The organism is Streptomyces sp. AP-93, from assembly GCF_022808175.1.
GTDB lineage: Bacteria > Actinomycetota > Actinomycetes > Streptomycetales > Streptomycetaceae > Streptomyces.
Genome location: NZ_JALGBX010000022.1, coordinates 1 through 21,399 on the forward strand (window position 1 = coordinate 1; position 21,399 = coordinate 21,399).

23 protein-coding genes and 1 rRNA gene are annotated in these 21,399 nt (G+C 71.1%); 11 read left to right on the top strand and 13 right to left on the bottom strand.

Annotation, left to right across the window (positions count from 1 at the left end; translation table 11 throughout):
* A 5S ribosomal RNA gene (gene rrf, locus MTF69_RS30455) occupies positions 1-75 on the top strand; the annotation flags it as partial.
* Positions 76-219: 144 nt separating this feature from the next.
* Positions 220-777, top strand: a complete 558-nt coding sequence (locus tag MTF69_RS30460) for a GNAT family N-acetyltransferase (RefSeq protein WP_243339408.1) — start codon at positions 220-222, stop codon at positions 775-777.
* Here MTF69_RS30460 and MTF69_RS43825 read toward each other — a convergent pair.
* The 6 genes from MTF69_RS43825 to MTF69_RS30490 form a co-directional block, all read right to left on the bottom strand.
* On the bottom strand, positions 774-2,468 hold the full coding sequence (locus MTF69_RS43825; protein ID WP_243339409.1) for a type VI secretion protein: 1,695 nt from the start codon (positions 2,466-2,468) through the stop codon (positions 774-776). The two genes, MTF69_RS30460 and MTF69_RS43825, sit on opposite strands and share 4 nt — an antisense overlap.
* Position 2,469: 1 nt before the next feature.
* Positions 2,470-3,885, bottom strand: a complete 1,416-nt coding sequence (locus MTF69_RS30470) for an ATP-binding protein (protein ID WP_243339410.1) — start codon at positions 3,883-3,885, stop codon at positions 2,470-2,472.
* 19 nt (positions 3,886-3,904) lie between these two features.
* Positions 3,905-5,467 carry an SCO6880 family protein gene (locus MTF69_RS30475; RefSeq protein WP_243339411.1) on the bottom strand — a complete coding sequence of 521 codons (1,563 nt, stop codon included), beginning with the start codon at positions 5,465-5,467 and terminating at the stop codon, positions 3,905-3,907.
* Complete coding sequence (locus MTF69_RS30480; protein WP_243339412.1) at positions 5,464-6,759, bottom strand: hypothetical protein; 1,296 nt, start codon at positions 6,757-6,759, stop codon at positions 5,464-5,466. The genes MTF69_RS30475 and MTF69_RS30480 overlap by 4 nt, the downstream gene beginning before the upstream one ends.
* Positions 6,749-7,561 (bottom strand): hypothetical protein, encoded by an 813-nt coding sequence (locus tag MTF69_RS30485; RefSeq protein ID WP_243339413.1) that lies wholly within the window; start codon positions 7,559-7,561, stop codon positions 6,749-6,751. Before MTF69_RS30485 ends, MTF69_RS30480 begins: the two co-directional genes overlap by 11 nt.
* 85 nt (positions 7,562-7,646) lie before the next feature.
* Entirely contained in the window at positions 7,647-7,955 is a 309-nt protein-coding gene (locus MTF69_RS30490) for a hypothetical protein (RefSeq protein ID WP_031145169.1), read from the bottom strand.
* Between the two features lie 685 nt (positions 7,956-8,640).
* Here MTF69_RS30490 and MTF69_RS30495 point away from each other — a divergent pair.
* Positions 8,641-8,784 (top strand): hypothetical protein, encoded by a 144-nt coding sequence (locus tag MTF69_RS30495; protein ID WP_243339414.1) that lies wholly within the window; start codon positions 8,641-8,643, stop codon positions 8,782-8,784.
* Positions 8,785-8,864: 80 nt separating this feature from the next.
* Here the strand turns inward: MTF69_RS30495 and MTF69_RS30500 are convergent, their stop codons facing one another.
* Positions 8,865-9,152, bottom strand: coding sequence for a hypothetical protein (locus tag MTF69_RS30500; protein ID WP_243339415.1), 288 nt, complete (start codon positions 9,150-9,152; stop codon positions 8,865-8,867).
* A 168-nt stretch (positions 9,153-9,320) separates the two neighbouring features.
* Positions 9,321-10,112 carry a pentapeptide repeat-containing protein gene (locus MTF69_RS30505; protein ID WP_243339587.1) on the bottom strand — a complete coding sequence of 264 codons (792 nt, stop codon included), beginning with the start codon at positions 10,110-10,112 and terminating at the stop codon, positions 9,321-9,323.
* Positions 10,113-10,304: 192 nt separating this feature from the next.
* Here MTF69_RS30505 and MTF69_RS30510 point away from each other — a divergent pair, with 192 nt between their 5' ends.
* The 4 genes from MTF69_RS30510 (at position 10,305) to MTF69_RS30525 (ending at position 13,946) form a co-directional block, all read left to right on the top strand.
* A complete protein-coding gene (locus tag MTF69_RS30510; RefSeq protein WP_243339416.1) occupies positions 10,305-10,913 on the top strand; it encodes a LysE family translocator in 609 nt (202 codons plus the stop codon).
* A 103-nt stretch (positions 10,914-11,016) separates the two neighbouring features.
* Positions 11,017-11,820: a thioesterase family protein gene (locus MTF69_RS30515; RefSeq protein WP_243339417.1), complete on the top strand. Its 804-nt coding sequence runs from the start codon at positions 11,017-11,019 to the stop codon at positions 11,818-11,820.
* Positions 11,821-12,015: 195 nt separating this feature from the next.
* A complete protein-coding gene (locus MTF69_RS30520) occupies positions 12,016-13,020 on the top strand; it encodes an NlpC/P60 family protein (RefSeq protein WP_374324459.1) in 1,005 nt (334 codons plus the stop codon).
* 212 nt (positions 13,021-13,232) lie between these two features.
* Positions 13,233-13,946: a phosphatase PAP2 family protein gene (locus tag MTF69_RS30525; RefSeq protein WP_243339419.1), complete on the top strand. Its 714-nt coding sequence runs from the start codon at positions 13,233-13,235 to the stop codon at positions 13,944-13,946.
* Positions 13,947-14,087: 141 nt separating this feature from the next.
* Here MTF69_RS30525 and MTF69_RS30530 read toward each other — a convergent pair whose 3' ends face one another.
* Both MTF69_RS30530 and MTF69_RS30535 read right to left on the bottom strand, forming a co-directional pair.
* The gene (locus MTF69_RS30530; protein ID WP_243339420.1) at positions 14,088-14,333 is read right to left on the bottom strand and encodes a hypothetical protein; all 246 of its coding nucleotides are present in this window, start codon (positions 14,331-14,333) and stop codon (positions 14,088-14,090) included.
* A 219-nt stretch (positions 14,334-14,552) separates the two neighbouring features.
* Positions 14,553-14,774, bottom strand: coding sequence for a hypothetical protein (locus MTF69_RS30535; RefSeq protein WP_243339421.1), 222 nt, complete (start codon positions 14,772-14,774; stop codon positions 14,553-14,555).
* Between the two features lie 145 nt (positions 14,775-14,919).
* On the opposite strand from MTF69_RS30535, the gene MTF69_RS30540 reads away from it, so the two are divergent.
* Both MTF69_RS30540 and MTF69_RS30545 read left to right on the top strand, forming a co-directional pair.
* A complete protein-coding gene (locus tag MTF69_RS30540) occupies positions 14,920-15,759 on the top strand; it encodes a hypothetical protein (RefSeq protein ID WP_243339422.1) in 840 nt (279 codons plus the stop codon).
* Positions 15,760-15,924: 165 nt separating this feature from the next.
* Entirely contained in the window at positions 15,925-16,080 is a 156-nt protein-coding gene (locus MTF69_RS30545) for a hypothetical protein (protein WP_243339423.1), read from the top strand.
* A gap of 63 nt (positions 16,081-16,143) precedes the next feature.
* On the opposite strand, the gene MTF69_RS30550 is transcribed toward MTF69_RS30545, so the two are convergent.
* Positions 16,144-16,560, bottom strand: a complete 417-nt coding sequence (locus MTF69_RS30550) for a metal-sensitive transcriptional regulator (protein WP_243339424.1) — start codon at positions 16,558-16,560, stop codon at positions 16,144-16,146.
* A gap of 194 nt (positions 16,561-16,754) precedes the next feature.
* On the opposite strand from MTF69_RS30550, the gene MTF69_RS30555 reads away from it, so the two are divergent.
* Together MTF69_RS30555 and MTF69_RS30560 are read left to right on the top strand one after the other, a co-directional pair.
* Positions 16,755-17,375, top strand: coding sequence for a DUF47 domain-containing protein (locus MTF69_RS30555; RefSeq protein ID WP_243339425.1), 621 nt, complete (start codon positions 16,755-16,757; stop codon positions 17,373-17,375).
* A 5-nt stretch (positions 17,376-17,380) separates the two neighbouring features.
* Positions 17,381-18,379 (top strand): inorganic phosphate transporter, encoded by a 999-nt coding sequence (locus tag MTF69_RS30560; protein WP_243339426.1) that lies wholly within the window; start codon positions 17,381-17,383, stop codon positions 18,377-18,379.
* Between the two features lie 70 nt (positions 18,380-18,449).
* Here the strand turns inward: MTF69_RS30560 and MTF69_RS30565 are convergent, their stop codons facing one another.
* Both MTF69_RS30565 and MTF69_RS30570 read right to left on the bottom strand, forming a co-directional pair.
* Positions 18,450-19,916 carry an FG-GAP and VCBS repeat-containing protein gene (locus tag MTF69_RS30565; protein ID WP_243339427.1) on the bottom strand — a complete coding sequence of 489 codons (1,467 nt, stop codon included), beginning with the start codon at positions 19,914-19,916 and terminating at the stop codon, positions 18,450-18,452.
* Between the two features lie 16 nt (positions 19,917-19,932).
* Positions 19,933-21,366, bottom strand: coding sequence for an FG-GAP-like repeat-containing protein (locus tag MTF69_RS30570; protein WP_243339428.1), 1,434 nt, complete (start codon positions 21,364-21,366; stop codon positions 19,933-19,935).
* Positions 21,367-21,399 lie beyond the last annotated feature (33 nt).

The following is a 21,399-nucleotide window of genomic DNA, read 5'->3' on the forward strand; positions in this document are numbered from 1 at the left end:
AACCCGGAAGCTAAGCCTTTCAGCGCCGATGGTACTGCAGGGGGGACCCTGTGGGAGAGTAGGACGCCGCCGAACAATCATTGCGGGAAAGCCCCGCACCAACCCTTATAGGGTTCGGTGCGGGGCTTTTCTGCGTTTACGGACCTTTTGGTCCTCTGGGTTTTGGGGTGGGGAAACTCGGATGAGGCGGGGTTGGGCGGCTCGTTAGGATCCCGAGGTATGAACCAGTACGTGATACGTCCTGTACGGGCTGAAGAGTGGGACAAGGTGAAGGAGCTGCGGATCGCGGCTCTGCGGGATCCGGCCGCGCCGGTGGCCTTCCTTGAAACGCTTGAGCAGGGTGAGGGAAAGAGCGATGAAGTCTGGCAGGAGCGGGCTGCCGGAGCTGCTGCGGGGCGGGGTGTCCGGCAGTTCATCGCGGAGGGGCCCGATGGGGTGTGGGCCGGGACCGTGAGCATCCTCGTCGAGGAGGCCGGCACGACCGACATCTTCGACGGGGAGATCGAGCAGGCCCAGGCGCACCTCGTGGGCGTGTTCGTCCGGCCGGGGCAGCGGGGGACCGGGCTGACGGAGAAGCTGTTCGCGGCCGCGCTGGAGTGGGCCTGGGGGCTGGAGGAGCCGGTGCTGGCGCGCGTACGGCTCTTCGTGCACGAGGAGAACGCGCGGGCCGGGGCGTTCTACCGGCGGTTCGGGTTCGTGCCCAGCGGGAAGGTCGTGCCGATGCCGACCGACCCGTCCGCGAAGGAGCTGGAGTACGTGTTCCCGCGGCCCGCTTAGCGGGCGGCTACGGGCAGGTTCGCTTCCGGCCAGCGGGAGCGGGCCTGTTCGCGGCTGCGGCACAGGGCGAGGAGCGGGAGCGTCGTGTCCTGGAGCAGCTGCGGCAGTTGGGGGACCGGGGCCACGGCGGCGACGTCCTCGAAGACCAGGGTCAGTGGTGGGTCGAGCCGACCGTCGGATGACCGTGCGGCCATGCGGCGGCCGTGCTCGACCACGCTCGAGGCGAGTGCGGTCAGCAGTGGCATCGCACCCGGGTGGGCACGGGGGTCTTCCAGGGGTTCGCCCACCACGTAGAGGGTGCCCCCTTCGGAGACGAACGATGCGAGGGCGAGGGAATCGGTTCGGTTCGGGGTGCAGGATTCCCGGATGTGGATCGAGGAGAGGGCCGTCAGGGCGCGGGCCGTGAGGTGTTGGGCCTGTTCGCGGCGGTCGGGGTGGGCGGTGAGGGCGCTTTCCAGCTCGCCGGCCGCGCCGGGGGCGGCGGTGGCCGCCTGGGGGTGGGTACGCAGGATGCGGACGGGCTCTTGGGCGTTGGTGCCCTGGGCCCAGCGGTGCAGCTGCTTGAAGGGGCGGTTGTCCAGGGCGGCGGCCTGGAGCCAGCTGCGCAGGAGCGTTTCCGCGGTGTCCGCGAGCGCGGAGTCCATGCGGGCTTGGGGGCGGACCGGGGCGAGGAGCGCGATGGCGCGGGCGGCGGCGGTGGCGCGGTCCGCGCAGCCTTCCGTAGGGCTCCAGTGGATGCGGGCCGGGGTGTCGCAGAGGTGGGACGGGTCGTAGAGGAGGACGGGGCCCAGTTTGGAGCGGGCGTCCTTCGTTTCCGACCAGAGGGCGGGGGACGAGGTGATCACGAGGATGGCGCCGGGGGCGGCTGCGATGGCCGCTGCGGCGGCCGTGGTTCGGGCCTCGGGTGGGGCGTAGGCCAGGCGGTGGCTTGGAGGTTGGGTGGGTCCCGGTACCGGTACCGGCGGGCTCGGGGCGTAGCCGAAGCCGTAGCGGTACGCCTCGTCCGTGGGGGCGGGTGCGGGGCCGTTGCCGGGGGCTCTGCCCCCGGGCCCCCGCGCCTCAAACGCCGGCGGGGCTGAGTATGGCTGCGACGCCGGGGAGGCTGGGATCGGCGGGGCCGCCGGGTGGGGCTTGGTGGGGGTGGGGACCGTGGACGGGTGCGGGGCCGTTGCCGGGGGCCAGCCCCCGGGCCCCCGCGCCTCAAACGCCGGCGAGGCTGAATATGGCTGCGGCGTTGGTGGGGCTGAGGGGGGCTGCGGCGATGAAGGGGTGGGGATGGGGGAGGTCGCCGGGGGAGTTGGAGGTTGCTGGTCCGGTGCGTCCGGATGGTGTGCCAGGTGGCGGCGGGATTTTGTGCGGGCGACGATGCCCAGGGTGAAGATCGCCAGGACCAGGAGGATGAGGAGCTGGCTGATGAGCAGGCCCCAGAAGAGGCCCCAGTTGGAGAGGGCCTCGGCGGGTGTGTCCGGCCAGGCGGCCGGGATGTTCTGGGGTTGAGCTATCAGTGAGCGGACCGCGGTCGGGGTGCGGGTGAAGGTGACCTTGTCCGGCCAGGCGCCCTTCGCGAAGAGGGCTGCCAGGCCGGTGGACGTCCAGGTGAGGACGGCCAGGCCCAGGAGGAAGGCCAGGAGGCCCACGAGGAGGCCGTCCGGGATGCCGCCCTGGTGGCGCTGGTCCGTGCTGTTGGGCATGTCAGGCCACCGTGGTCGCCGAGCCGCCGGCGTTGCGGTGGCGTTCCATCAGGAGGGCGCGCTCCTCTGTTTCCAGTTCGGCGGCGAGGAGGTCGTCGGGCAGGCGGTGCTGGACCGAGGATTCGGTCATGGCGCGGTCGGTGAAGACAAGGGGGCGTTCGGCTTCCGTGATCAGGTGTTTGACGACCTGGACGTTGCCGTTCACGTCCCAGACCGCGATGCCGGGGGTGAGGGTGGGGATGATTTCCACTGCCCAGCGGGGGAGGCCGAGGACTCGGCCCGTGGCGCGGGCCTCGTCTGCTTTTTGGGCGTAGATCGTGCGGGTCGAGGCCATTTTGAGGATCGCTGCCGCTTCGCGGGCGGCCGCGCCGTCCACTACGTCCGAGAGGTGGTGGACCACCGCTACGAAGGACAGGCCCAGGCGCCGGCCGAACTTGAGGAGGCGCTGGAACAGCTGGGCCACGAAGGGGCTGTTGATGATGTGCCAAGCCTCCTCGACGAGGAAGATGCGCTTCTTGCGGTCCGGTCGGATCCAGGTGTGTTCCAGCCATACGCCGACGATCGCCATCAGGATCGGCATGGCGATGGAGTTGCGGTCGATGTGGGAGAGGTCGAAGACGATGAGGGGGGCGTCGAGGTCGATGCCCACGGTGGTCGGGCCGTCGAACATGCCGCGCAGGTCACCGTCGACCAGGCGGTCGATGACGAGCGCGACGTCCAAGCCCCAGGCGCGGACGTCGTCTATGGCGACGTTCATCGAGAGGGCCGATTCGGGTTCCGGGTGGCGGAGCTGTTCGACGATGTCCATGAGGACCGGCTGGCGGTCGCGGATCGTTTCCACCACGTAGGCGTGCGCGACCTTGAGGGCGAAGCCCGAGCGTTCGTCCAGGCCGTGGCCCATGGCGACTTCGATGATCGTGCGGAGCAGCGCGAGCTGGCCCGTCGCGGTGATCGCCGGGTCGAGGGGGTTGAGGCGGATCCCGTCGTCGTTCGCGGCGATGGGGTCCAGGCGGATGGGGGTTATTCCCAGCTGCTGGGCGATGAGGTTCCATTCGCCGACGCCGTCCTCGCCCTGGGCGTCCAGGACGACGACCTGGCGGTCCCGGAAGCGGAGTTGGCGTAGGACGTAGGTCTTCTCCAGGGCGGATTTGCCGTTGCCGGATTCGCCCAGGACCAGCCAGTGGGGGGCCGGGAGTTGCTGGCCGTACAGCTGGAAGGGGTCGTAGATGTAGCCCTTGCCGCTGTAGACCTCACGGCCGATGATGACGCCGGAGTCGCCGAGACCGGGGGCGGCGGTGGGGAGGTAGACGGCCTGTGCCTGGCCCGTTGAGGTGCGCACGGGGAGTCTGGTGGTTTCGACCTTGCCGAACAGGAAGCTGGTGAAGGCGTCCGTCAGGGCGGACATGGGATCTCGCATGGGCGGCCATTCCCTCCAGCTAGCGTCGGATGCCGGTGGCGAACGGCAAGGTGTTGACGAAGGCGCGGTGGTGCTCGCGGTCACACCATTCGAGCTTCAGGTAGGACTTGCCCGCCGAGGCGCGGATGGTGCGCTTGTCGCGGGCGAGGGCTTCGGGGGAGCGGGAGGAGACCGTGATGTAGCCGACCAGGTTGACCCCGGCGGCGCCGCTCGCGAGGTCTTCGCCGCGCTGGTCGAGCCGGCCGTGCGCGGCGATGTCGCGGGGGTCGACGGTGCGGTTCATCTTGGCGGCGCGGCTGGCGTCGGCCTCGTCGTTCGTCTTCTCCGTGAGCATGCGCTCGATGGCGATCTCGGTGGGCTCCAGGTCCATGGTGACGGCGACCGTGCGGATGACGTCGGGGGTGTGGACGAGCAGGGGGGCGAGGAAGTTCACGCCGACCGGGGTCATCGGCCACTCCTTCACCCAGGCGGTGGCGTGGCACCAGGGGGCGCGGGTGGAGGACTCGCGGGTCTTGGCCTGGAGGTAGGTCGGTTCGACGGCGTCCAGTTCGGCGGGCCAGGCGTTGCGCTTGGTCATGGCCTGGATGTGGTCGATGGGGTGGTCCGGGTCGTACATGGAGTGCACGAGGGAGGCGAGGCGGCCCTGGCCCAGCGGCTGGCGGACGCGGATGTCGGCCTCGGCGAGGCGGGCGCAGATGTCGGTGAGCTCGCGGGCCATGACGATGGCGAGACCGGCGTCGCGGTCGACCTTCCTGCCCTTGTACGGGGTGGCCGCGCGGGCGATGGTGTGGGCCTCGGCGGCGAGCTCGCGGGTGAAGTGGATGCAGGCGACGAGGTACGCGCGGTGCTGCTCGGAGGAGGTCGACACCATCGACTGGAGCTGGTCGTACGAATCGCGCAGCCAGACGGGGGCGTTGGTGTCGCCGCGGGCGGCCACGTCCTTGTCGTGGGCCTCCGGGTCGGCCGGCAGGGTGCGTACGAGCATCTGGAGGCGGGTGACGAAGCCGTCGCCGTTGGCCACGTGCTTGAGGAGGGTGCCGAAGCGGTCCACGAGGGCCTCTTGGTCCTCGCTGTCGCGCAGGCCCACGCCGGGGCCCTCGATCTCGATGGCGGCGGTGACGGTTCTGCGGTCCGCGTGGAGCAGGACGGCGATCTCGTCGGGGCCGAAGGGGGCGGCGAGCCAGTTGATGCGGCCGATGCCGGGGGGCGGGCCGATCTCGACCTCGCGGCCGTCGGCGGCGCGGATGCCGGCCTCCATGGAGCCGGAGCGGAAGGTCGTGCCGCGGCGCAGGGTGCGCTTGAAGCTGCGGTTGATCTCGAACCAGCGGTAGAAGGTGCGGCCGCGGTAGGGGACGTAGACGGCGGCGAGGGCGAGCATCGGGAAGCCGGCGAGGGAGGCGATGCGCAGGGTGAGGGAGGGGACGAGCAGTCCGCTCATCATGCCGAGGAACGCGCCGACGATGATCAGGGCGATCTCGCCGGTCTCGCGGTTCTTGCCGACGATCGCGTTCGGCCTGGCCCGGCCGATGAGATACGTGCGGCGGGGCGTGACCGGGTGGAGCTGGTGCGACTGGGTCGTCACCGCCCGTCACCTCCTGTGTTCCTCGTGCTGGAGCCCGTACGGGGCGGGGGTGCGGCGGCGGGGCCGCCGCTGTTCCCGCCGCCGGAGCCGCGGCTGCTGTGTGCGGCCATGCCTCCGGAGATCTGGTTGTCGCCACCGGCGCGGTGGGCGCCGCCGCCGCTGTTGCCGCCGCCGCCGCGGCTGCTGTGGGTCTTGATGCCCTGGGAGACGAGGGAGGCCGGGGAGCTGATGACGGCGGCCGCCTGGGCGCCGTCGGTGGCCTTGCTGCGGTTGGTGCGGGCGGAGGCGATCTCGTCGCCGAAGCCGGGGACGAAGCGGTAGATCATCGCGGAGGCGAAGATCGCCAGGAGGATGATGGCGAGGCCGGAGACGACCGCGGAGAAGGCGTTCGGGCCCTGGTCGCCCGCCAGGGCTCCGGCGAGGCCGAGGACGATGACGATGACCGGCTTCACGAGGATGACGGCGATCATGATGCCCGCCCAGCGGCGGACGTGGCCCCAGAGGTTGCGGTCGACGAGGCCGGCGTAGACGACGGTGCCGAGCAGGGCGCCGACGTAGAGGAGCGCGGCGCGGATCACGAGCTCGAGGCAGAGGATGCCGGCGGCGAGGACGGTGACGAGGGCGACGACGATCAGCATGATCGGGCCGCCGCCGATGTCGTCGCCCTTCTTGAGGGCCTCGGCGAAGGAGCCGAAGAAGACGTCGGTCTGGCCGCCGGTGGCGGAGGCGATGACCTCGGTGACGCCGTCGGTTGCGGAGACGACGGTGTAGAGGATGAGGGGGGTGAAGGCGGAGGCGAGGACGGTGAGCCAGAGGAAGCCGATGGCTTCGGACATGGCGGTGGTGAACGGGACGCCGCGGATGGCTCGTTTGGCGACGGCGAAGAGCCAGAGGATCAGGGTCAGGATGGTGGAGGCGGCGAAGACGATGGCGTACTGCTTGAGGAAGGTGCCGTTGGTGAAGTCGACGTTGGCGGTGCCGTTGACCGCTTTGCTGAGTTCGCCGACGATCCAGGCGGCGGCGTCGGCGCAGCCCTTTGCCAGGGAGGACAGGGGGTTGAGGGCGTCGGCGGGGTCGTTGGGCAGGCCCGTGCCGGGGCCGCTGGGGGCGGTGCCGTCGCGGTTGCAGTATTGCTTCGCAGGGCCGATCAGCAGGTCGCAAGGGTCGTTGCCGGGCAGCCGGGACGGGGTTGGCGTTGGGCTCGGGGCGGCGAAGGCGCGGGTTGCCAGGCCTGCGATGGCCAGTTGGGCGGAGGCGACCACACCGACCCGGAGCCGGAGGCTAGCGGGCATAGGTGAAGCCTCCGAACTCCTTGACGGCCTTGCTGATGTCCTCGGAAGGTGAGGCGACCGCGTCACCGGGAACCGGTGCCGGACCGTCCTGCTGGGAGTCGGAGACGACCTTCCAGTCTCCGCCCGACCAGACCAGTTCGAACGTCCAGGTCTTCCACGTGGTGCGTACCGGGTCGGTGGACTTCGGACCGGACATGCCGATGAGGCCGGTGTACCAGACGGAGACCTTCGCGTTCGTGGGCGCATAGCTGTCGACTCGGGTGCCGACGGGGACAGCGCGGGTGACGAAGGAGCTTCCCTGGGGGGCATTGCCGTTCGCGTCGAGTCCGAGCTTCGCGAGGAACGGAACGGAGTAGGCCTCGTCCTGAGGCGCTCTCATCCTGGATGCGGCGTCCGGGGTGTAGATCCCGTCCACGAGCGCGTGCCGGGTGTTCTTTCTGAACATGCCGTCAGAGCCGAGCGCCACCGCGTAGTTCGCCGCCGCGGACTGGGCGCCCTGTTCGGTCTGGGCGAAGCCCTTCGGGATGCCTGCGGACTTGCCGTCCACCGGGGCCACGCCCGTGGCTGCCGTGGGGTTGGTGGCGGTGGGGGCCTTGTCCGCGGTCGGGGGGGCCTCGGGGTTGCCGGACTGGTTGGCGAAGGCGATGGCCGCGATGAGGAGGACCACCACGCCGACGACTGTGATCAGGCCTCGGGAGGTGCGGCGCGGCGGGGCGTACGGGTCCGCGGGCTCTGCGAAGCGGGTACGGGTCTGGCCGGTGCCGCCGACCTCGCCGCCACCGTATTGGTCGTCGGTGCTCATTCGGTGTTCGCCCCCTCCGCGTCGTACGACGGTAGCGCTGGTATCCGCGCAGGCGCGGCGTGGTGAGTCCTCATCAGGGCTCGGGCTAGACGGCCATTCCGTAGACGATCGTGAAGAGGGTGCCCAGTGAGCCGATGATGAAGACGCCCGTCAGGCCGGCCACGATGAGGCCCTTGCCCTGTTCCGCGCTGAAGGTGTCGCGCAGTGCGGTCGCGCCGATGCGCTGCTTGGCCGCGCCCCAGATGGCGATGCCCAGGCAGAGCAGGATCGCTACGGCCATCACCACTTCGATCATGATCTTCGCCTCGTTGCCGAGACTGCCGAACGGCCCCCAGTTCGGGGCGATTCCGCCGATGATGGTGGTGATGTCGCCCTTTTCGGCTGCCAGTATCATGTAACTCACCGCCCCTGTATGGGTAGTTCCGGTAGCCCGTGCCCGGACGGCAGGGGTCACGCTCTATCTTCCCTGATGAAACCGCCGTCGGATGTCGACTTGACTGCTCTCTTTACCCGATCTGTCGCCCCGGGTGCCGTTCGTACGTCCTGACCTGGGGTCGGGCGGCGTGTGGGGGAAAGAACACACGGTCACTCTGTGTATCACGGGGGGTGACTGCGGGCAATGATTGTCGTGCCGGTGGGCTGGGTGGCTGTCGTGGGGGCGCCGTTTGGCGCAACGGGTCGTGGTTCGTTCGACCATACCGATGATGTTTTCCGACATTCCGTCAGTCAGTCGGTACCGGGGGATGGTTGCGGGTGATGCTCCCCGTGGGTCGGTACGGAGGCACGAGGAGTGGTGGCGGATGGGTTCTCGCGGCAGGGCGGGACGGCGGGCGGCTCGGTGGGCCGGTGGGTTCGCGGTGCCGCTGGCGCTCGTGCTCGCGGGGGCTTCGGCTCCGGTGGCCGTCGCTGTCGGGAGCGGTGCGTGCGTGTCCCCGGGCGGGGGTGATGGCCGGGCGGCGCCCGTGGCCGGCGGTGGCGGCGGCGGGTGTGTGGGGCCGCGTGGTCCGCAGGGGCCGAAGGGGCCGAAGGGTGACCGCGGGCCCAAGGGTGACCGGGGACCGGCCGGTCCGTGTGTGGACATGGACTCGGTGAAGGCGCAGGGCAATCAGGAGCTCAGTGCCGCGCTGAGCCGGAGGGAGGCGTACATCGGACGGCGGACCGTCGACTACTCGGCCGCGGGCTTTGCCTGCCCGCTCGGCTGGCAGGCCGTCGTCAGGCCCTGACGGCCGGCTTCCCCGCAGGTGCCGCGCCCGGGGCACGAGCCGGGCGCGGCACCCGCGGGGTGTCCGGGCTGCGACAGGTCCTAGGGGACGAAGATGTTCGAGGCGAACGGGGCGAAGCGGGTCTCGCCGGAGTGGATGACGCCGATGACGGCCCCGGTGCACCAGCGGCCGCTGGTGATGAAGACCGGGCTGTCGGTGTGGTTCGTGACCGCGGCGGGGCCGTCGTGCAGGATGCAGCCGGACGGTTCGTGGACCGCGTGGCCGTTGATGACCAGCTCTCCCGAGGACGCGTGCGCGGAGCCGCCGAGGCCGAGGACGAGGGTGGCGGCGGCCGCGAGGGTGCCGAGGGTCGTGGTCGTTCGTCGCATGGTGGGGGAACCTCCAGTGGGGCCGTCGCCGTCTGGTGACGATCATCTTCCGGTTGTGTGGCTCACCGTAGGGGGTCCAGTGCGGAAGGTGACGGCCGTGGAGGGGCGTGTGGATGCGCCAGGGGCGCACGCGCGGCAGCTGTGCGCCGTCAGTCGTTGGAGCAGTGCCTACGGGAGCCAGTGCGCGGGGCGGGTGAGGGAGGGCGGGATGCGGGTCGCGGGGTTGCCCCGGGCCGCGTTCAGCTGGGGCTGCGTGAGGAAGAGGGCGCCCGTGAGGTCGGCATCGCGCAGGTCGGTGTCGCGGAAGTCCGCGCCGATCAGGTCGGCCGTGCGCAGGTCGGCGCCGCTGAGGTCGGCCGCGATCAGGTAGGCGCCGCGGAGGTTGGCGCCGCGCAGGTCCGCGCCGGGGAGGCGGGCGCCCATCAGGTCGGCGCCGCGGTGGTTCTTCTTGCGGCCCGCCACCTTGGCCCGTACGAGCTCGCTGGTCTTGAGGAGCAGGGTGTTGACCTCCTGGCGCAGCGGGGTGATGTCGAACTCCGCGAGGGCCTCCGGGGTCGCCGTGGTCCACCGCGTGGTGTCGGCCAGGGCGGTGCGCAGCTGCGCGTGGAGCGGGCGGGCGGCGGGGAGGGTGAGGGCCTCGGCGAGGTAGAAGAGCAGCTCGTGCAGGCTCCGCATCACCGGGAAGACCGTGAACATCGGGCCGGCGGAGGCGGGGTGGGAGCGCCAGTCGCGGCCGCCGAAGGTGACCTGGGAGACCTGCTGGCCGGCGCCGAAGCAGTCGAAGACGGTGCAGCCCTGGAAGCCCTGGTCGCGCAGCCCGGTGTGGATGCCGCAGCGGAAGTCCTGCCGGAGGTTCTTGCAGGGGGTGCCGGCGGACTTGTTCACGGCGAAGTCGGTGGATTTGGAGAAGGGCAGGGCCACGCAGCAGAGCGCGAAGCAGCGGGAGCAGTCCGCTTGCAGGAGGGGGAGCGGGAGCGGGGCCGGGGCCGGGGCGGCGGGGCGGCCGGCAGGGCGGTCGGAGCGGTCGGGGCCGGCGGGAGGAGGCTTGGGCACGTCCTCATTGTCTCCCGGTGGGGGAGTTGGGCGGTCGGCGGGTGCGCGGGACGCGGAAAGCCCTTGATCGTCGCGGGCGGGTCCGGGGAGCATCGCCGTATGACCGAAGTGATCGCAGTAGCCGTCATCACCTTCCTCGCCGTCATCAGTCCCGGCGCGGATTTCGCCATGGTCGTCCGCAACAGCTACCTCTACGGGCGGCCCACCGGGCTGTTCGCGGCCGCCGGGGTCGCGGCCGGCGTGCTGGTCCACGTCTCTTACACGATGCTCGGAGTCGGTCTGCTGATCGCCTCCTCCGCCGAACTGTTCACGGTGATCAAGCTCGCGGGCGCCGCGTACCTGGTGTGGATCGGGATCCGGACCTTCCGGGCGCGCGCCGAGGTGGCCGTGGACCTGGAGGAGAAGGGCGGGTTGACGCCGTTCGGGGCGCTCAGGAGCGGGTTCCTGACCAATGTGCTCAATCCGAAGACCACGCTGTTCGTCGTGTCCACCTTCACGCAGGTGGTCGGGCCGGGGACGCCGGTGTGGCAGCAGGCCGGGTACGGGCTGTTCATGTCGGCGGCGCACCTGGGGTGGTTCGGGGCGGTCGCGCTGTTCTTCTCCAACTCCCGTCTGCGCGACCGGATGCTGAAGGCGCAGAAGGCGCTGAACCGGGCCATCGGGTCGGTCCTGGTGGGGCTCGGGGTGGGGCTGGGCTTCGCCCGCTGAGCTGCTGGGCCGCTGAGCCGCTGGGCTCCGCCGTCCGAGGTTGTGGGGTCCGTCGGCCGGTGGGGCTGGCGGTCGCCGGTTACCAATCGGTAGCGTGGCGGCCATGGGTGCCGAGAGCGCGGTTGAGGGGTTCTACGAGCGGATCGACGCGGGGCGGTTCCTGGCGAGCGGCTACACGCGCGGCCCGTGGGATCCGGGCTCGCAGCACGCCGGTCCGCCGGCCGCGCTGCTCGGGCGGGCGATCGAGGAGCGGCCGGGCGGCCGGGACGACATGCGGATCGCCCGGATCACCTGCGAGATCCTCCGGCCGGTGCCGATCGGCCCGTTGGAGCTGACGACCAGTGTGCTGCGGGCCGGCCGCGGTACCGAGGTGGTCGAGGCCGCGCTCGCCCCCGCCGGGGCCGCGCCCGTGATGCTGGCGCGGGCGCTGCGGATCCGGGTGGCGGGGGAGTCCGTACCGTCCGTCGTGCCCGGGCCGGAGCTGCCGCCGCCCGGGGAGGTGGGGCCCACGCCGTTCTTCCCGGTGCCGTGGGAGAAGGGCTACCACTCGGCGATGGAGACCCGCTTCACGCGGGGCGCGTTCGTCGAACTCGGTCCCGGCACCTGCTGGATGCGGATGGGGGTGCCGCTCGTCGCCGGGGAGGAGCCCCGGCCGCTGGACCGGGTCCTGGTCGCGGCGGATTCGGGGAGCGGCATCAGCTCGGTCGTGGACTTCGGGCGGTACCTCTTCGTCAACGGCGACCTCAGCGTGCACCTGCACCGCCATCCGGCCGGTGAATGGGTGTGTGTGGAGGCCCGTACGAGCGTGGACGCGGCGGGCATCGGGCTGGCGGACGCGCGGCTGCACGACGAGAAGGGCCCGATCGGGCGGAGCGCGCAGAGCCTGTTCGTGGCTCCGCGGGGGTAGGAGCCGGGGGCCCAAGATCGCCAAGTAGGTCGTATCGTCCTATGAGTTCACTCGTCCGACACGGTCTGTGCTCCAAGTGCTCCGGGTGGAGCGGTTCCTGTGCCGGTCCCCCGGCGGGATGATTCGACACGGGGTGGCGGGAGCCCCGGGAAAAGCCGTTCGATGGGGGAAGGTTGGCGGGTGCGCAGACTCTGGGTGATCGGTGGAATCGGCTTCGGGGCGTGCCTGTGCTTTCTCGCCCTGCTCGTGGTCGGTACGTACTCGGCGGCCGCGGGCATCGCGACGGGCGCGGGCGGGCGGGCCGGCGGGCTCGCGAAGGGGGCCGTACCGGGGAAGTACCAGTCCCTCGTGCAGAAGTGGGGCAACCTCTGCCCGACGCTCAGCCCCGCGCTGCTGGCCGCCCAGCTCTACTCGGAGAGCGGCTGGAACCCGGGCGCGGTGAGTCCGGCCGACGCGCGGGGCATCGCGCAGTTCATTCCGGGGACGTGGGCGACGCACGGCATCGACGGGGACGGCGACGGGGACCGTGACATCTGGGACCCGAACGACGCGATTCCGTCGGCGGCTTCCTATGACTGCGAGCTGGCGCGCTACGTGTCCAAGGTGCCCGGGGACCCGGTGAAGAACATGCTGGCCGCCTACAACGCGGGTCCGGGCGCGGTGAAGCAGTACGGGGGCGTGCCGCCGTACCGGGAGACCCAGGGGTACGTGAAGACCATCACGACCCTCGCCAAGAGCTTCGAGGCCCCCATCGGGCGGGTGGCGCCCTCGCAGCAGGCCGCCGGGGCGATCTACTTCGCGCAGAAGCAGCTGGGGACCCCTTACCTGTGGGGCGGGAACGGGACGCCCGAGCAGGGCGGGCGGTTCGACTGCTCGGGGCTGACCAAGGCCGCGTACGAGTCGGTGGGGATCGATCTGCCGCGTGTGGCGAACGACCAGTACAACGCCGGTCCGCATCCCTCGCGCGCGGAACTGCTGCCGGGGGACCTGGTGTTCTTCTCCGACGATCTGACGAACTCCCGGGAGATCCGGCACGTCGGGCTCTACGTGGGCGGCGGGTACATGATCAACGCCCCGTTCACCGGAGCCGTGATCCGCTTCGACAAGATCGACACGCCCGACTACTTCGGGGCGACGCGCGTGACGAAGGACGGCGCGGAGGCGCTGCCCCGGCGCGAGGGCGTCGGCAACACAGCGTGAAGCGAAGGCCCTGAGCTGCGACGATGAGTCACTCTTCGGTAACGTTGGGGTGATCATTCGGTGGAGAGTGGAACGTAGTGGCCAGAACGGGCGTTCCATGGTCACTGGGGGCAGGACGAGCAGAGCGCCGGATTGATCACCGGGGGGCGAAGGGCCGCACATCGGGGTGCGGCCGTACGGGTACCAAGGCAAGGGCAAGGGGCCGCATCACCATGGCTGGACTCACAACAGGTGGGCCGAACGTGGATGTAAGCCTGCTGTACGAGATCAACGGACTGGCGCGGCAAGCCCCGGGCTGGCTCGACCGGACGGTCGCGGTCCTCGGCGAGTACGGGATCCTGCTGCTCCTGCTGCTCCTGGTGCTGTGGTGCTGGCGCGGAGCGCGCCGGCAGGACGAGCACGCCGCCGTCGAATCCTTCGCGGCGCTGGTGTGGGCCCCGCTCGCCGCCGGGGCCGCGCTGCTCCTGAACGTTCCGCTGCGGGAGTTCGTGGGCCGGCCGCGGCCGGCCGCGCAGCACGGCGGGGTCGAGGTGCTGGACCCGGGCGCCGGGCTCAATCCCAGCGCCTTCTCCTTCGTCAGCGACCACGCGACGCTGGCGATGGCGCTCGGCGTCGGCCTGTTCGTCGCCCACCGGGGGCTCGGCTTCATCGGGATCGGGCTGGCCCTGCTGGAGGGTTTCACGCGGGTCTACATGGGCCTGCACTATCCGACCGACGTCATCGGCGGACTCGCCCTGGGCACCGCGGTGGTGCTGCTGCTCGCGCCGCTCGCGATGGCGCTCCTGACCCCGGTGGTGCGGGCGGTGGCCCGGTCCCCGCGGCTCGGCGTACTGGTCCGCTCGCGCGACCGCGTGGTGGCCCGGCCGGTGGACCTCGCGGCGACCCCTCCGGCGGGGCGCGGGCAGGAGAGCGACCTCGCCGCCTGACGCGCTGCTCCGGGCGGTGCCCGGAGCGTCAGCCGATGCGGTACGAGTCCCAGACGCTCAGCACCACGGCCGCCAGCAGGCACAGCGCCGCGGCCCCGAAGCAGACGCGGACCGCGGCCGGACGGGAGCGCGGGGGCGGGGTCACGGATCGCCGCCGTGGTCCGCGGCGTCCGCATCCGCATCCGCCTCCGCGTCGGAGCTCCGGTAGCGGGAGCGCAGCCACAGGCCGGTCGCGGCGGCCGCGGTGGTGGTGACCCCGATGGCCAGGGCGACGTCGCCGGGCCCGTCGGCCGTGCCCACGGGGCTGGCCCGGGCCGGGGTGGCGGGGGCGAACGCGATCAGCAGGGCCCAGAGGAGGGCGGCGAGTCGGGGCGCAGGTCCGGGCATGAGTCAAGGGCAACCGCTGCCGGACGCGTCGGCCAGCCGGGCCGTCCGATCGGGCGAACCGGGGGCGGGCCGGGTGCCGGGCCCGGGGCGGGCCGGGGTGCCGGGGGGTGCCGGAGGGTGCGGCCGGTGGCGGGCCGGGGTGCCGGGGGGTGCGGCCGGTGGCGGGCCGGGGTGCCGGGGGGTGCGGCCGGGTGTGGGCCCGTGAGGGGAAGCCCCGGGCTAGTCCGAGGCGTGGCCGGTGGCGTCCTTGCGGGCCAGGTCGCGGGAGCGGCGGGCCGGGCCGCGCCAGCCGCACGTACAGACGGCCAGGCTGAACGAGCCGCGGTCCGAGGTGCTTGTGGCGTGACCGGTGGGTGATGCCGGCGCCGGGCCCGAGGGGTCGTGGGGCAGCGGCACTGCGGCAAGCGGAGGGACGAGAGTCGCTTCGGTGTGCGGTTCCACTCGACCAAGGTACCGGGCCGGGGGCGGGTGGGGCAGTGGCCCGGGGCGAGGAGGCCGCGGCCGTGACGGGAGGCCCGGGGCCTCGTTAAGCGGAGCGGGTGGGGCCTCGGGCAAACAGCGGTCACGCGTTGGGGGTTGGCAGGCGATGGTGGTGCACCAGCACAGGCACAGGCGGCGACGCGCGGGTCGGGCCGCGGTCGCGGTCGGCCTGGCCCTGACGGTGGCGGCGTTGAGCGGATGCGGTGGCGACGCCGTCGCGGGCGATGACGCCCGGCCCGCCGACGACCCGGCGGCGACGGTCCGCGGAGCAGCCGACGCGCTCGTCAGGACCGGGAGCGCGCAGGCCCGTACGGCCATGGAGATGGCGACCGGCGGCACCCGGGTCACGATCCGGGGCGAGGGCGGGGTCGACTTCAAGAACCGGATGGGGCAGCTGCTGGTCATGCTGCCCGACGACGCCAAGGGCAAGGCGGAACACCGGCCCATCACCGAGCTGCTCGTACCCGGCGCGCTCTACATGAAGAACCGGGGCGCGGGCGTCCCCGACGACAAGTGGGTCCGCATCGACACGACGGCCCTCGCCGACGGGAACCTCGTCACCGGCGGGGCCACCGACCCGATGGCCGCCGCGGAGTTGCTGCGCGGGGCGCGGGAGGTGACGTACGTGGGCGAGACCGAGGTGGCGGGGACCAAGGTGCGGCACTACCGGGGTACGACGGACATCGCGCGGGCCGCGGCGCAGGCCTCACCGGCGGTGAAGGGGGCGCTGGAGGCGGCGGCGAAAGGGTTCAGCAAGGGTGCGGTGCCCTTCGACGCCTACCTCGACTCCGAGGGCCTGCTGCGGAAGGTCAGCCACCGCTTCACGTACGTCAACGATGGCGTGATCGATGTGTCCTCCACCACGCTGCTCTACGGCTTCGGGACCCCGGTCACCGTCGTTCTGCCGGCCGAAGGGGACATTTACGCCGGGAAGATCGCCGATTAGCCGGCCGGAGCCCCCGGGGGCGGCGCGATCGGGCCATGGCCGGCCGTCGGCCCAGTGTGGGGGGCCGGAAATGGTCCATCCGTGTCATGTGCGCCGCGCCGCGCGCTCCCTACGCTGAGAAGCCGAGCGCCGGCGACCGGACGACGGCAGATTGAGGTGACAGGCGTGACTCCCGCAGGCGGTTCGACGGTGCAGGACCTCGTGGCGCTCGCCGAGATCGAACTGTGCGGAGAGCTGATCATCGCGGCGTCGGCCGTGGCCGAGGAGAGACTCAGCCAGGACCGGATCGACGAGGTGCTGATGGGCGTCTGTTCCGGCTGACCTCCTCCGTCCCCGGGGTCAGGTGCCCAGCAGTCAGGTGCGCAGCAGTCAGGTGCCCAGCGGTCAGGTGCGCAGCAGTCGGGCGATCGCCTTCGTCGCTTCCTCGACCTTGGCGTCGATCTCTCCCCCGCCCTTGACGGCGGCGTCGGCGACGCAGTGCCGCAGGTGCTCCTCCAGTAGCTGGAGCGCGAAGGACTGGAGCGCCTTCGTGCTCGCCGAGACCTGGGTGAGTATGTCGATGCAGTAGACGTCCTCGCCGACGAGGCGCTGGAGCCCCCGGATCTGGCCCTCGATCCGGCGCAGGCGCTTGAGGTGCTCGTCCTTCTGGTGGTGGTAGCCGTGCACCGCGCCGGCGCTCGTGTCCGTGGCCGCGCTCGTCTCCACGCTCGTCTCCACGCCCGTGTCCGCGCCCGTGTCCGTATCCGCGCTCGTGTCCGTGGCCGTGGTGGCTCCGGAGCCCTCCGCCTGGATGGCAGTCATGCGTCCTCCCGTGGTCCGGAATGGGGGACCTATACCCCTCATGGGTATAGGGTACCGGCCCCCGGCCGCAGGGGCAGGGGCCCGTCGTCCTCACTCTGCCTGATGGAGGACACTGGGGAACTGCCGGTTAGCCGTGGCCGGGGGATGCGCCTAGCATCAGCCTGACCGAATCCAATGCACCCCGAGGACCTCACGTGCGATTTCGTCTGACCCCCAGGGAGACGAGCTTCTACGACATGTTCGCCGCATCCGCGGACAACATCGTCACGGGCTCGAAGCTCCTCATGGAACTGCTCGGAGCGGACTCCTCCGCCCGAGCCGAGATCGCGGAGCGGATGCGGGCAGCGGAGCACGCGGGAGACGACGCCACCCACGCGATCTTCCACCAGCTCAACTCCTCCTTCATTACGCCGTTCGACCGCGAGGACATCTACAAGCTGGCGTCCTGCCTCGACGACATCATGGACTTCATGGAGGAGGCGGTCGACCTGGTCGTCCTCTACAACGTGGAGGACCTCCCCAAGGGTGTCGAGCAGCAGATCGAGGTACTGGCGCGCGCGGCCGAGCTGACCGCCGAGGCCATGCCCCACCTGCGCACGATGGAGAACCTGACCGAGTACTGGATCGAGGTCAACCGCCTGGAGAACCAGGCCGACCAGATCCACCGCAAGCTGCTCGCCCAGCTCTTCAACGGCAAGTACGACGCCATCGAGGTGCTGAAGCTCAAGCAGATCGTCGACGTGCTCGAAGAGGCGGCCGACGCGTTCGAGCACGTCGCGAACACGGTGGAGACCATCGCGGTCAAGGAGTCCTGAACCTCGTGGACACCTTCGCTCTGGTCGTGACCATCGGTGTCGCGCTCGGCTTTACGTATACGAATGGTTTTCACGACTCCGCGAACGCGATCGCGACCTCGGTCTCGACCCGTGCGCTGACCCCGCGTGCCGCCCTCGCGATGGCCGCGGTCATGAACCTCGCCGGTGCCTTCCTCGGCAGCGGGGTCGCCAAGACGGTGAGCGAGGGCCTGATCGAGACGCCCCACGGCAACCGGGGCATGTGGATCCTCTTCGCGGCGCTCGTCGGCGCGATCGTGTGGAACCTGATCACGTGGTACTTCGGCCTGCCCTCGTCCTCCTCGCACGCGCTGTTCGGCGGCATGGTGGGCGCGGCGCTGGCGGGCGGCACCGAGGTGCTCTGGGCGGGCGTGGTCGACAAGGTCGTCATCCCGATGTTCATCTCGCCGGTGGTCGGCCTCGTCGTCGGCTACCTGGTGATGGTCGCCATCATGTGGATGTTCCGCCGTGCCAACCCGCACAAGGCCAAGCGCGGTTTCCGCATCGCGCAGACGGTCTCCGCGGCCGGCATGGCGCTCGGCCACGGTCTGCAGGACGCGCAGAAGACCATGGGCATCGTGATGATGGCCCTGGTCATCGCCGACGTGCAGACCGCGGGCGACGCGATCCCGGTCTGGGTCAAGATCGCGTGTGCGGTGATGCTCTCGCTGGGTACGTACGCGGGCGGCTGGCGCATCATGCGCACCCTCGGCCGCAAGATCATCGAGCTGGACCCGCCGCAGGGCTTCGCGGCGGAGACCACCGGTGCCTCGATCATGTTCGGCTCGGCGTTCCTCTTCCACGCGCCGATCTCCACCACCCACGTGATCACCTCGGCGATCATGGGTGTGGGGGCGACCAAGCGGGTGAACGCGGTCCGCTGGGGCGTCGCCAAGAACATCATCCTGGGCTGGTTCATCACCATGCCGGCCGCGGCGCTGGTCGCGGCGCTCAGCTTCTGGGTGGTCAACCTCGCCTTCGTGTGACCGCGCGAGTCACAGTCGTACGGACACCAGTGAGCCCCGCCGGATCGGCTGATCCGGCGGGGCTTTCGTGTCAGGTGCGCAGGTCGAGGTAGCTGCCGCCCGAACCGAAGGCGAAGCCGAAGTGTGCGCGGCCGGCCGCGCCGCCGAGGTCGGCGAAGTTGTAGGCGGTGGCGCCGGTGCCGGTGATGCCGGTGGCGTCGGTCTTCAGCTTCCAGACCCGGCCCGCGTAGTTGTCCTCGCCGTAGCCGCCGACGTACACCTCGGCCTTGCCGTCCTTGTCCGTGTCGATCACGCTGACCGCGGACCCGAAGTGGTCGTCCTTCTCCGAGGTGCTGGGGACGCCCGGCGAGTCCTGGGTGAGTACCTTCGCGCCGGTGGTGGTGACCCCGGTCGCGCTGCCGCGCAGGACGGTGACGGAGCCGGACCAGGTGGCCGCGGTGTCCGAGCCGGTCTCGTAGGAGGCGCCGATGACGATGTCGGCGTACCCGTCCTGGTCCGTGTCGCCGACGGAGACGGAGGCCCCGAAGCGGTCGCCCACCTCGCTCACGCCGGGGACGCCGGCGGTGTCCTGGGTGTACACACGGGCGGGGATCGTGGTGCTGACGCCGTCCGGACCGCCGTACGTCACGGCGATCCGGCCGCCGTCGGCCGTGTTCCAGGTGCCCCCGTCGCCGCTGACGAAGTCCTGGTAGCCGTCCTTGTTGAGGTCGCCGAAGGAACCGCCGGCGCCGTAGCCCACGAGGGAGCCGCCCTTGACGAGCCCGCCGGGGGTGCCCTTGAGGAGCGTTCCCGTGCCGTAGGGGCCGAGGACGATGTCGGCGATGCCGTCACCCGTCATGTCCCCGAGGTGCAGGTTCCGTGCAGGGCTGTTGTCCAGGGTCTCGGTGTCGCGGAACAGGATCCTGGCCGGCTCGTTGGTGGCGGGGCTGAGGGGTCCCTGGAGGATGGCCAGCCCCGACTTGCCGTCGGTGTTGTAGGACGGGGTGACGATGTCGGCGATCCCGTCGCCGGTGACGTCGCCGATGTGTGGGTCCGTGACGTGCACGCTGGGCCCGCCGACCGCGTAGGCGCCGCTGTGCAGCTGGCTGGTGTAGCGGCCGGTGATGCCGTCCTTGCTGCCGCGCAGGATCATGATTCCGGTGCTGCGGTGCTCGGCGTCCGCGCCGCCCTCGACCAGCAGGTCGACGTAGCCGTCGCCGTCCACGTCGCCCTGGCCGTGGAGGATGCCGAACCGGCCGCCGTCGGCCGGGAGCCCGGGCACGCCGGGGGTGTTCTTGGTGATCAGTACGGGCTTCTGGAGGCCGGTGGGCGAGCCGTACTGGACGGCGACCGCGCCGGCCCGGGCCAGGCCCGAGACGGTGGTGGTGGGCGCGCTGGTCGCCACGTCCGGGTAGCCGTCGCCGTTGAAGTCGGCCGAGTCGGCCGGGGCCGGGGTGCCGGCGGCGGCCGGGGCGGCTGCCGCCACGGCGGTCGGGGCGGTGAGGCCGAGGACGGTGGCCGCGCACAGGGCGGCGAGGGTCAGGCTCTGCTTGCGCATGGGTGTGGCCTTCCGATTAGCCGTGGATCCGATAGCCGAACTCGGCGAAGCCCTTCGGGCCGCCGAGGTTGGTGAGGCCGAAGATGGTGGCGCCGGCGCTCATGACGCCGGTGGTGTCCGTCTTCAGCTGCCAGACGCGGCCGGCGGAGTAGTACTCGCCAGGTCCGCCGACGTAGACCTCCGGCTTGCCGTTCTTGTCGCTGTCCAGGACGCGGATGCTGTGGCCGAACTTGTCGTTGATCTCGGAGGTGTCGGGGATGCCGGCCGAGTTCTGGGTGAAGGACTTGGCGCCGGTGGTGGTGATGCCGGTCTTGCTGCCGCGCAGCATGGTGATGGCACCGGACCTGGTGGCCCTGGGGCCCGAACCGATCTCGCGCGGGGAGCCGATGAGGACGTCGGCGTAGCCGTCCCCGTCGACGTCGGCGACGTCGACCGCCGTCCCGAAGTGGTCCCCGGGCTCGTTCACGCCGGGCACGCCGGGGCTGTTTTGGGTGTACATGCGGGACGGGATGGTGGTGCTGATACCGTCCGGGCCGCCGTAGGTGACGACGATCTGTCCGCCGTCGTTGTTGTAGCGGGGGCGGCCCGAACCGACGTGATCCTGGAATCCGTCCCCGTTGATGTCGCCGATCTCGCCGTTCAGGTAATCCGCCACGCTGCCGGACTTGACGAGTCCGTCACGGGTGCCCTTGAAGATCGTCGTCCTGCGCTTCCCGTCCTCCGTGAGGCCGTAGACCATGACGTCGGCGATGCCGTCGCCGGTCAGGTCGCCCACCCGTCCCCCGTCCGCCCACTGGCCTTCCTGGGCGAGGGTGTTGTGGGTGACGAACGAGTGGGGCCTGCCAGTGGTCCGGCTGAACGGGCCGTACTCGACCACCACCCCCTGGGTCGTGCGATCGTCCCCCCTGGTGGAGGAGATGATGTCCGGGGCGCCGTCTGCGTTGACGTCACCGACGGCCCAGGCGTGCTGGCGGCCCGGTCCGGGCGGCATCGCGTCGGCGGAACTTGTCGGCACGAGGGTGGTGGCGCCGGTGATGCCCCGCTTGCTGCCCCAGAACACGTACACCAGGTCGTACCAGGCGACCACCAGGTCGTCGTAACCGTCGCGGTCGAGGTCGCCGTGGCCGGTCGGGTTTCCCCATCCGCCGACATCGTTGGGGGCTCCGGGGACACCCGCAGTGGCCCGAGTGATCACGGAGGCCTTGTCGTACTGGAAGCCGGTGGCCGAGCCGTAGACCACGGACATCGCCCCCGACTTGTTCACGCCGCCCGCGGTGGCCCCGGGGGCGCCGATGACGAGGTCCGGGTAGCCGTCGGCGTTGAAGTCGGCGGTGTCGCGGGCGGTGGCCGCCCGGGGAGCCGTCGGGGCCGCGGTGGCGGGGGTCAGGGTGGTGACGCCGAGGACCGCGGCCGTGCAGGCGGCCGTGGTGAGGAGCGTGCGTGCGCGCATGGGTTGGGTGTCCCCCGTGGAAGTGGTTGAGGT